This is a genomic window from Mitsuaria sp. TWR114 (assembly GCF_007997345.1).
This window is the reverse complement of sequence record NZ_VOSR01000863.1, coordinates 1-1205: the sequence shown is the minus strand read 5'-3', so window position 1 is coordinate 1205 and position 1205 is coordinate 1. Positions and strand designations below refer to the sequence as shown.

General features: G+C 69.4%; 2 protein-coding genes. Both read left to right on the top strand.

Translation table 11 applies throughout. The features are described from left to right. A partial coding sequence (locus tag FUT87_RS25060; protein ID WP_222617278.1) for a hypothetical protein occupies positions 1-339 on the top strand: 339 nt, incomplete at its 5' end. Between the two features lie 169 nt (positions 340-508). Further along, positions 509-1205, top strand: a 697-nt coding sequence (locus FUT87_RS25055) for a radical SAM protein (RefSeq protein ID WP_147242757.1), incomplete at its 3' end; no start/stop codon positions are given.

Sequence of the window (1205 nt, the reverse complement as noted above, 5' to 3'; positions counted from 1 at the left end):
CCGGCGCCGCCGCCCGTGGCCGAACTGTCGCCCGGCGAGAAGGCCATGCGTGCCGGTGATGCGCACGAGCGCGCCGGCCGCATGGACAAGGCGCTGGAGGAATTCCGCCGCGCCGAGGCCGCCGATCATCCCGGCGCCGCCGCCCGCATCGAGGCGCTGCGCAAGAAGCAGATCGCCCGGGCGACGCTGAACGCGCGCACCGCCTTCGCCAAGCAGGACCTGGCCGGCGCGATCCGCGGCTGGGACACGGTGCTGCAGCTCGACCCGGACAACGAGCTGGCCAAGCTGGAACGCCAGAAGGCCGTCACGCTGAAGGCCAAGGCCGACCAGCTGAAGTGACACCGCGCCGCTGCTGCGGCGTCGGACACCCCAAGGAAGAGGCGCCGCGTGCGCCTCTTTTGCATGGGCGCTCACCGGCGGAATCCCCTCGCAGGCGGCCGGTGATGCGAGAGTTGGATGACTCAATTACTGTATATTCATACAGTTGTTTGTCATTCCCGCGCGCCTCATGGACCTCGACCGCAAGCTCGCCATCCTGGCCGATGCCGCCAAGTACGACGCCTCCTGCGCGTCCAGCGGCACCGACCGGCGCGATTCCGTCGGCGGCGCCGGCATCGGCTCGACGGAAGGCATGGGCATCTGCCACAGCTACGCGCCCGACGGCCGCTGCATCTCGCTGCTCAAGATCCTGCTGACCAACCATTGCCAGTACGACTGTCTGTACTGCGTCAACCGGTCGTCGAGCAACGTGGCGCGGGCACGCTTCAGCGTCGAGGAGGTCGTGCGGCTGACGCTGGACTTCTACCGCCGCAACACCATCGAGGGCCTGTTCCTCAGCAGCGGGATCATCAAGAGCCCCGACCACACCATGGAACAGGTGGTGCGGGTGGCGCAGACGCTGCGCGAGGTGCATGACTTCCGCGGCTACATCCACCTCAAGACCATCCCGGATGCCAGCGACGAGCTGCTGCGCCGGGCCGGCCGGTATGCCGACCGGCTCAGCATCAACGTCGAGATGCCCACCGAGGCTGGCCTGAAGCAGCTCGCGCCCGAGAAGGACACGAGCGCGATCCACCGCTCGATGGGCCGACTGCGGCTGCACATCGACGAGGCCCGCGAGGCGCGGGCGTCAGCGGGCGGATCGACCGGCGGGTCCGCGGTCGGGTCGACCGGCGAGGCGCCGATCCGCGTGATCCCGGGCGCCG